Origin of the sequence: Actinomadura rubteroloni, assembly GCF_002911665.1 — a bacterium.
In the GTDB taxonomy this organism is placed as follows: Bacteria; Actinomycetota; Actinomycetes; order Streptosporangiales; family Streptosporangiaceae; genus Spirillospora; species Spirillospora rubteroloni.
The window spans coordinates 2,546,030-2,555,146 of the sequence record NZ_MTBP01000001.1; the positions used below are offsets into that span (position 1 = coordinate 2,546,030).

5 protein-coding genes and 1 tRNA gene are annotated in these 9,117 nt (G+C 71.8%); 3 read left to right on the forward strand and 3 right to left on the reverse strand.

The genetic code is table 11. From position 1 onward, the window contains the following. Window positions 1-107: 107 nt before the first annotated feature. Complete coding sequence (gene fxlM / locus BTM25_RS11330) at window positions 108-1,277, reverse strand: methyltransferase, FxLD system (protein WP_103562626.1); 1,170 nt, start codon at window positions 1,275-1,277, stop codon at window positions 108-110. 92 nt (window positions 1,278-1,369) lie between these two features. Between fxlM and BTM25_RS11335 the strand changes: the two genes are divergently transcribed. From BTM25_RS11335 to BTM25_RS11345, 3 genes are all read left to right on the forward strand, one after another. Then, entirely contained in the window at window positions 1,370-2,359 is a 990-nt protein-coding gene (locus BTM25_RS11335; RefSeq protein WP_103562627.1) for an NADP-dependent oxidoreductase, read from the forward strand. A 66-nt stretch (window positions 2,360-2,425) separates the two neighbouring features. Next, window positions 2,426-2,498, forward strand: a tRNA-Ala gene (locus tag BTM25_RS11340). 1,033 nt (window positions 2,499-3,531) lie between these two features. Further along, entirely contained in the window at window positions 3,532-6,414 is a 2,883-nt protein-coding gene (locus BTM25_RS11345; protein WP_146059028.1) for a fibronectin type III domain-containing protein, read from the forward strand. Window positions 6,415-6,526: 112 nt separating this feature from the next. On the opposite strand, the gene BTM25_RS11350 is transcribed toward BTM25_RS11345, so the two are convergent. Then, window positions 6,527-7,948 carry an aldehyde dehydrogenase family protein gene (locus BTM25_RS11350; protein WP_103562629.1) on the reverse strand — a complete coding sequence of 474 codons (1,422 nt, stop codon included), beginning with the start codon at window positions 7,946-7,948 and terminating at the stop codon, window positions 6,527-6,529. Beyond that, on the reverse strand, window positions 7,948-9,072 hold the full coding sequence (locus BTM25_RS11355) for an NAD(P)-dependent alcohol dehydrogenase (protein ID WP_103562630.1): 1,125 nt from the start codon (window positions 9,070-9,072) through the stop codon (window positions 7,948-7,950). Before BTM25_RS11355 ends, BTM25_RS11350 begins: the two co-directional genes overlap by 1 nt. Window positions 9,073-9,117: the final 45 nt, after the last annotated feature.

Consider the following 9,117-nt stretch of genomic DNA (forward strand, 5'->3'; position numbering starts at 1 on the left):
TGTGTCGCTTTCCGACCCGCATTCTGTGCCACACAGTGTGCGCACAACAATGTGGCCAGATGCTGATCACGCGGCCCCGACCCTTCAGCCGGGTGAGCAAGCGGAGGTCACCAGGACAGGACGAGCGTCGTGTGACGCTTGCGCACGACCGTCCCGCGCTCGGGCTTCGGCGGCGCCGCACCCGCCCGGTACACCGTCAGCACGGGCGCGGGCGCCGCCTCGTGCCACAGGGCGATCTGGTCGGCCATCCGGTCGGTCAGATCGCCCGAATCATGGCCGATCGCCCCCAGCTCGGCCAGGTCCGGGCCGATGGGACGCGTCGCCAGGTACGCCAGCGACGGGCCGTCCACCACCGCCGGGCTCGTCCCGGGCAGCGCCGGGGACACCAGGCCGCCGTCGATCGCCGCCGGCCGCGCCGCCAGCGCGCACGTGCCCGGCTCGGCCGCCGCGAGCCGCAGCCACACCGCGTGCACCGCGTCCGACCCGGTCACGTGGACGCCCGACCACGTCTCGGCGCGCGGCCGGTCCAGCACGGCCGCCAGCGCGTCCGCGCCGATCGCCTGGTCCTCGTCGTGGACGAGCCGGACCCGGCCGTCCCCGGCCAGGTCCAGCGAGCGCTCGCCGTCCGCCGCCCGCATCGGGAGGAAGCCGCACGCGATCGCCGACCGCGCCGTCAGCCGGTCGCCGTCGCGGTCCAGCGCGACCGACCGCGTCATGCCGCGCCAGCGAAGCGGAACAACGATCCGCCCGTCGTCGGCGAGCTGGTCCCACCACGTCGGCGGGACGTCCCAGGCGCCCGTCGTGACGATGATCCGGTCATAGGGCGCGCCCGCCGCGTGGCCCGCCGCGCCGTCGGCGGCCATCACGGTCACCGCCGCGCCGAGCCGCTCCCGCGCCGCCGCCGCGAGATCGGGATCGACGTCCACCGTCGTGACCTCGCCGTCCGCGCCGGCGAGCTCCCGCAGCAGCGCCGCCGTGTACCCCGAGCCCGTACCGATCTCCAGGACGCGGTCGCCGGGACGCACCCCCAGCCGCTCCAGCATCGACGCCACGATCGTCGGCTGGCTCGCCGAACTCAGCGGCGCGCCGCCCGCCGACCGCTTCACCACGACCGGACGGTCCGCGTACGCCTCCTCCACGCCCGCGTCCGGCAGGAACCGGTGCCGGGGCACGGCGCGCAGGGCCTTCTCGACCAGGGGCGACTCGACCGTCCCCTCGTCCCGGAGACGGTCGACCAGCCGGTCCCTCGCCCGCTCGGCGGCATCGTCGGCGCTCATCGCCCGCAGCCTAATCCGCCGAAGGTCTCCTCCCCGCAAGCGTACGGTCACAGAGCGCTACGGGTACCGTCTGGGCGGGGAGGTCCGTTGACATGAAGAGCCGAGAGATCCGCCTCGTCGCCCGGCCGCGCGGCGAACCGTGCCCGGCCGACTTCGCCATGGCCGAGACCGACGTGCCCGCCCCCGGGCCCGGCGAGTGCGTCGTCCGCAACGACTGGATCTCCGTCGACCCGTACATGCGGTTCCGGATGGACGCCGACCCCGGCTTCGCTCCGCCCTACCCGCTCGGCGCGGCCCTGACCGGGGCGGCGGTCGGCGAGGTCGTCGCGTCCGCCGACCCCGACCGTCCCCTCGGGACGACACTGCTGCACTCCCTCGGGTGGCGCGAGTACGCCGTCGTCCGGACGGGACGCGTGGTCGACACCTCCGCCGCATCCGCCCAGTCCTACCTCGGCGTCCTCGGCCTGCCCGGCCTCGCCGCCTACGTCGGACTGACCGAGATCGCCCGCGTCCGGCCCGGCGACATCGTGTTCGTCTCCGCCGCCACCGGAGCCGTCGGCAGCGCCGCCGGACAGATCGCCCGCCGCCTCGGCGCCGCCCGCGTCATCGGCTCCGCCGGCGGCCCCGCCAAAAGCGCCCGCCTCACCGGCCTGTTCGGCTTCGACGCCGCCATCGACTACCGCGAGGGCGACCTCGACCGCCGCCTCGCCGCCGCCGCGCCCGACGGCGTCGACGTCTACTTCGACAACGTCGGCGGCTCCCACCTGCGCGCCGCCCTCGACGCCATGCGCGACCACGGCCGCATCGCCCTCTGCGGCGCCGTCTCCCGCCACCGCGAACGCCCCGCCCCCGGCGCCGACCTCTGGCAGGCCATCGCCCGCCGCCTCACCCTGCGCGGCTTCCTCGTCCTCGACCACTACCACCTGCTCGACGAGTACGAGACCCGCGCCGCCGCCTGGGTCCGCGAAGGCACCCTGCGCAGCGAAGAAACCGTCGTGCACGGCATCGACAACGCCGTCGGCGCCTTCCTCGGCCTCCTCAAAGGCGCCAACACCGGCAAGATGCTCGTCCGCCTCACCTGACGCGCGTCCGCGCCCGCCCCGAACATGCACTAGGCTTGCCCCCGTCCCCGCACCACGCGAGGACACGGGGCTATGGCGCAGTTGGTAGCGCGCCTCCATGGCATGGAGGAGGTCTGGGGTTCGAATCCCCATAGCTCCACGAGTCGGGCCCTTGTGGTCGGTGCGCTTCGCGCACCTTCCGCAAGGGCCCGCAGTGTTTTCCGGGGGGACGACCCCCCGAACCCCCCGATGTGGGGGCTCCGCCCCCACGCCCCCTCTCGGCCGGTGTTCGTGCGGGAATGTCATGGCGTCTGGAATGCGCGCCCCTCTTTTCCGGGGACAACTGATCCTGTTCGGGTGATGAACGGTTTAGCGGTAGGGCGCGAGCCGTAAAAGGCATCGTGTTCCGGCTGGGGTGTCGCGGTGTCGCCGTCCGGGTTCGGTCGTCACCCACTGTCGCCGTGGGGTTTCGGAACGCTGTGCGGAGCCGGTGAGTCGGCTTGGAAACCTGCTGCCGAAAGACGTTTCGGTAGGCCCGCGTATCCGCATCGTGGTCGGTCCGGCGAGTGGCGGCCCGTCCGTTGACCTGTGCGTGGATTATTGGGCTTCGAGTGAGCCCCTGGGGCGTGAAACTTGTCACAGCCGTACGATGACGTTCGTCTCGTCCGGCTGTAGTTTACGTCCACGAAACGTCGGAGGAAACGGCTCGATGTGAGCCGGTGCGGCCCGCCATCAACCCCCGCCCGGGTGATTCCCTCGATCTTTTCGAGAACGGACCAGGAGTCGGGTGCCCGCGCTGCGAGCGGACACCCGATGGGTGCTTTTCGCATCAGAAAGGCATGGCGTGAATCCTAAGAAGACGGGGATCGGGACGGGCCCGGCCCGTGGCGCGGTCATCGGTGCCGGGGCTGCGAGCGCCGGCCGGGAGTCGGCTGCGGCGGGTCCCGTGGCCGCCGCCGGCGCGGTGGACGGGCCGCTAGGCACTCGGTCGCCTAGCTGGGGGACTGGGGCCCGCTGAACGGCGTCCTCACTGCCTTCGCGTCCCAGTCCGGTAGCACCATCGCCCGCAAGCTCAGCCCGGGGAACGCCTCGGCGGTCGTCGGGCGACCAGTCGTCAAAGTGCAGGCTCCACCGTCGAAATGAGTTCCACTCGGCGCGAGCCCATGGTCGGCCAAACACAGGAGAGATAAACGGTGAGTTCGAATTCACGAGCACGGAGGGGCAGGGTCGTCGCGGTCGTCGCGGCGGCGGCCACGGCCTTCTCCGGTGCCGTCGCCTTCGGGACGGCGCCGTCCGCCTCGGCGGATGTGCCGCACGGTGAGCTGACGCTCAACTACCGCTGCGTCTACCCGATGATCGGCGCCCAGGACCTGACGGTGAAGGTCAAGGTCACCGGCATTCCCGACACGGTGTCGTTCGGCCAGACGGTCGACCCGCTCCCGATCGAGACGGTCGACACCGTGAGCGCGCAGACCACCAAGGGCCTGTTCGCGATGGACGCCAAGTCCCTGGAGGGCACGGCGACCGCCGAGGTCCAGGGGACGTGGCCCGACGGGCACACCGAGGTCCTGACCGGCGACCTGCCCATCCCCAAGACGAGCGTTCCCGATGAGGGAAGCTTCCCGATGTCGGTGAACGGCAAGACGCCGAAGGCGATCACCGCGCCGAACACCAAGGGCTGGGGCCGCGTCAACGTCGGCAACCTCAAGCTGCACGTGGCGCCGAAGAACGCCGCGGGCGAGCTGACGGCGCTCGGCGAGTTCGACGTCCAGTGCTACCAGAAGGCCGGCCAGAACAACCAGATCGCCGCGATCTACGTCAAGGAGGGGTCGGAGAACCCCGGCACGGCTCCGGTCGTGAACTGGGACGTTCCGGTCGCGCCCGAGCCGGCGGCCGACAAGCACACCTCGGTCGACGGCAAGCTGTCCGGCCTGGTGTTCTCGTGCAAGTTCCCGATCATCAAGCCGCAGGGCCTGAAGGTCGACGCGAGCCTGCCGTATCCCGAGGACATCAAGACCAACATGCTGACCCCGGAGATGAAGGTCTCTTCGGACGCCGAGGTCAACGCGTACACGGTCAACGCGATGCAGACGGTCATCGACCCGCCTGCGGCGTCCCTTGAGGGCTACGCCATCGCGACGGCCAACCTGTGGGCGCCGGAGATCCAGAACGGCCAGACCCCGCTGGCGGCGAAGCTGAAGCTGCCGATCGCGAAGATCCCGGTTCCCGAGTCGGGCACGCTCCCGATCAAGGGCCTGCTGGGCACGGCCCCGCCGCTGGTCTTCTCCAAGGCCGGCGAGGGCAAGATGGGCGTGCAGCGTCTCGACCTGTACGTCATCCTGCGCGACAAGGACGGCAACCCGCACCCCGACCTGAACGCGGGCGGCAAGCCCTTCCAGGTCCCCTGCACCCTGGACGGCCCGGCTGCGCCGACCGGCCAGAACAACATCATCCACACCTTCAAGATCACCGGTGGGGTCCCCAACCCGGAGGACACGAAGGCTCCGACCGTTCCCGGCGTTCCGGCCGTGACCGCCATCACCGGCACCACGGCGAACGCGACCTGGGGCGCCTCGAAGGACGAGGACGGCGGCTCGGGCCTGAAGGGGTACAACCTGTACCTCAACGGCACCAAGTTCGGTGACACCGTCACCGAGCCGAAGGCGGCGCTGACCGGGCTGGAAGCGGGCAAGCACTACAAGCTCGAAGTCAGCGCGATCGACAACAAGGGCAACGAGTCCGCCAAGAGCTCGGTCGAGTTCGACACCAAGGCGGAGGCGCAGAAGCCGGGTCCGGTCACGGGTCTCGAAGCGACCAGCACGACGTCCAAGTCGGTGTCGCTGAAGTGGAACGCCGCCGAGGGCGCTGAGTCGTACGTCGTGAAGTACGGCGACAAGACCCAGGAAGTCCCGACGGGCACCACGGCCACGATCAGCGGCCTGACCCCGAACACCCCGTACTCCTTCTCGGTGTACGGCGTGAACAAGCAGGGCAACGGCGACGCGGCCAAGGTCGACGCCAAGACCCAGGAGGACACGCCCCAGAAGCCGGCGGACCTCAAGGGCCTGACGGTCGCGGGCACCACCTTCGACTCGATCACGCTCAAGTGGGACCAGAGCACCGGTGCCACCAAGTACAAGATCACGTGGGACGGCGGCTCCGCGGAGACCGCCGACACCACCTACACGATCAAGGGCCTGAACGCCAACACCTCGTACAAGGTCACGGTCACCCCGAACAACACCGCGGGCGACGGCGCCTCGGCTTCGGTCGACGCCAAGACCCAGGCCAAGCCCGACACCACGAAGCCCTCGGTCCCGGGCGACGTCAAGGCCGCGGTGAACCAGAAGGACGTGACGCTGACCTGGTCCGCGTCCAAGGACGAGGACGGCGGCTCCGGCCTGGCCGGCTACTACGTCTTCCAGGACGGCAAGCAGCTCGGCGGTCTGGTGACCGGCACCAAGCAGGTCGTGAGCGGCCTGGCGAACGGCACCTACACCTTCACGGTGAAGGCCGTCGACAAGGCCGGCAACGTCTCTGACGCGAGCAGCCCGGTGCAGGCGACGGTGAACGTCACCGACGGCGGCGGTACCACCGGTACCTACGCGCTGACCGGTTCGTCGTTCGTCAAGGGCGTCAACGGGACGATCCCGCTGACCGGCAGCGTCGCCACGACGATCAGCGGCGGCAAGGTCTCCGGCGACCTGAAGCTCAACCCGGGCGCGGGCAAGTTCTCGCTCTTCGGGTTCCTTCCCGGCACGGTCAACGTCGCCTTCGCCCCGCAGGGCAAGACGACCGGCACCCTCGCCGGCGCCGCGCTGAAGACCCGGACCAAGACGGTCGTCAAGCTGACCTCGATCAAGGTCTTCGGCTTCGAGATCGGCAGCTCGACCTGCCAGACCACCGCGCCGGCCGACATCCCGCTGGAGTCGTCCAACTTCGGTGCGAACGGCGGCGACCTGAAGGGCACGTACACGCTGCCCGCCCTCAAGGGCTGCGGTTTCCTGAACCCGCTGATCAGTGCGATCGCGGCGGGCCCGGGCAACACCGTCACCCTGAAGGCCGCCAAGAAGTGACCACCGGTCACGGCTGACCAGCAGTGAGACGGAGCCCCCGTCGCCGCGTCCAGCGGCGGCGGGGGCTTTCCGCTTCAGTGCGGCACCATCGGCCGCGCGGGGTCGGTGACCGTTACCCGCGCAGCACGATGTGCTTGATCTCGTGGAACTCGGCGAGAGCGCGGGGGCCGTTGAGGCGGCCGACGCCGCTCTGCTTGAAGCCGCCCTCTTCCATCTGGTCGTGGATGACGCCCCAGGTGTTGGTCCAGACCGTCCCGGCGTCCAGCTCCCGGGCGACGCGCAGCGGACGGTCGACGTCCCGCGTCCACACCGACGCGGCGAGGCCGTACTCGGTGGCGTTGGCGCGCGCGACGGCCTCGGACTCGTCGGCGAACACCTCGAACGTGGCGACGGGCCCGAAGACCTCGCGCTGGACGATCGGCGCGGCGACGTCGGCGACCTCCACCAGCGCGGGCCGCAGCAGCGCGTCGCGGGCGTCCGGGCCGGGGTGGACGAGCCCGCCGCGCACCAGGACCGTCCCGTCGGCGCCGGCCACGAGCCCGTCGATGCGCAGCGCCTGCGCGCGGTCGATGACGGGTCCCATGTCGGTGGCGGGGTCGTCGCCCGGCCCGACGCGGACGGCCTCCAGCGCGGCCGTGAGCCGGGCGCGCAGTTCCCCGGCGATGCCGCGCTGGGCGAGGATCCGGCTGCCCGCCATGCAGAACTGCCCGGCGAAGGTCGTGACGGCGGCGGTGAGGACGGGCACGGCGGCGTCCAGGTCGGCGTCGTCGAACACCAGCATCGGGCTCTTGCCGCCCAGCTCCAGCGACACCGGCTTGAGCCGCGCGGCGGCCCCGGCCATGATGACGCGGCCGACGGCGGTGCTGCCGGTGTAGCTGACCACGTCCGTCCCCGGGTCGGACACCAGGAGCGGGGCGCCGTCGTTGCCGGACTCGGTGAAGGCGTTGAGGACGCCGGGCGGCAGGCACTCGCGGACGAGTTCGTACAGTAGGCCGTTGGTCAGCGCCGTCTGCGCGGGCATCTTCATCGCCACGGTGCAGCCCGCGGCGAGCGCGGGCGCGAAGGACCGCACCGCGAGGATCACCGGCGAGTTCCACGGGACGATGACGGCGGCGACGCCGAGCGGCTGGTGCAGCGACATCGAGTAGGCGCCGGGGCGGAACTCCCCGGCGCGTCCGGCGTCGGTGAGCGCGAGCGCGGCGTTGTAGCGGAGCTTCGGGATCGTGGCGTCGATCTCCATCGCGGCGTCGGCGCGCTTCTTGCCGTTCTCGCGCGACAGGGTGGCGACCAGGTCGTCGCGGCGTTCGGTCATCCGGTCGGCGAGCCGCAGGAGCGCGCGGGCGCGCAGTTCGCGGTCGCGGGCCCAGGGCGTCGCGGTGAACGCGGTCCGGGCGGCGTCGATCGCGGCCCGCGCGGTGACGGCCCCGGCGTCGGCGAACGTGCCGAGCACCTCCCCGGTGGCGGGGTCGAGGGACTCGCCGACCGCGTGTCCGTCGCGCCACTCGCCGGCGATCAGGTTGCGGGCGTGGGCCATCACAGGGCTCCCTCGAAACGGATGACGGGCTTGACGGTGCGGCCCGAGCGGGCGTCCTCGATCGCCTCGGCGAGCTGGTCGGGCCGGTAGAGGCGGATCAGCCGGTCGATGGGCAGCCGGCCCTGGCGGACGAGGTCGACCAGCGCCGGGACGAAGGTCACGCGGTCGCTGGCGCCCTCGGTGACGCCCCGGACGGTGCGGCCGCCGATGAGCGCGTTGACGTCGAACGACGCCCTGGTGCCCGCCGCCGGGGCCCCGATGACCGCGACCGTCCCGTCGGCGGCGACCGCGTCGATCGCCAGTTCCAGCAGCGCCGGGACGCCCGTCGACTCCACGACGTGGGTGAGGCCGCCCGGGCCGGCCAGTTCCGCGAGCCGTTCGGCCAGGTTCTCCCGGCCGGAGTCGACGCGGTCGGTCGCGCCGAGTTCGGCGGCGAGCGCGAGGCGGGACGCGACGACGTCCACCGCGATGATCCGGCGCGCTCCGCTGAGGCGGGCCGCCATCACCGCCGACAGCCCGACGGCTCCCGCGCCGAACACCGCGACCGTGTCGCCGGGCGATGGACGCAGGACGTTCAGGACCGTGCCCGCGCCGGTCTGCACGCCGCAGCCGATGGGCGCGAGCATGGCCAGCTCGTCCTCGTCGGCGGCGTCCACCCGGACCATGCTCTGCTCGGAGACCAGGGCGTGCGCGGCCAGGGAGGACTGGCCGAAGAACAGGCCGCCGAGCGGCCCGCCGTCCGCGCCGGAGACGGGCGTGGTGCCGTCGAGGCGGGCGGCGCCGAAGTTGAGCGGCCAGTACGCCGGGCACTCGGTGGGACGGCCCGTCCGGCACTTCTCGCATCGTCCGCACGAGTTGAACGACAGCACCACTTGGTCGCCGGGCCGGACGGCGGTCACTCCCGGGCCGACGGCCGTGACGACCCCGGCGCCCTCATGGCCGAGGACGGCGGGCAGCGGCACCGGCAGCCGTCCCGCGAGGACCGACAGATCGGTGTGGCAGATCCCCGCGCCGACGATCCGGACGAGCGCCTCACCGGCCGCGGGCTCGTCGAGCCGGACGTTCTCCCAGTGCAGCGTGCCGGCGCCGGCCCGTGCGACGGCGGCGGTGGTCGGGGTGGGCATGCGCACTCCCTGAGTCTCGAAATTCAGGAATATAGTCCTGTCTAA

Excerpts from the sequence above, each read along its gene's own strand:
- BTM25_RS11335 (WP_103562627.1), top strand. The coding sequence starts at position 1,370 with ATGAAGAGCCGAGAGATCCGCCTCGTCGCCCGGCCGCGCGGCGAACCG.
- fxlM (WP_103562626.1), bottom strand. The coding sequence starts at position 1,277 with ATGAGCGCCGACGATGCCGCCGAGCGGGCGAGGGACCGGCTGGTCGAC.
- BTM25_RS11350 (WP_103562629.1), bottom strand. The coding sequence starts at position 7,948 with ATGGCCCACGCCCGCAACCTGATCGCCGGCGAGTGGCGCGACGGACAC.
- BTM25_RS11355 (WP_103562630.1), bottom strand. The coding sequence starts at position 9,072 with ATGCCCACCCCGACCACCGCCGCCGTCGCACGGGCCGGCGCCGGCACG.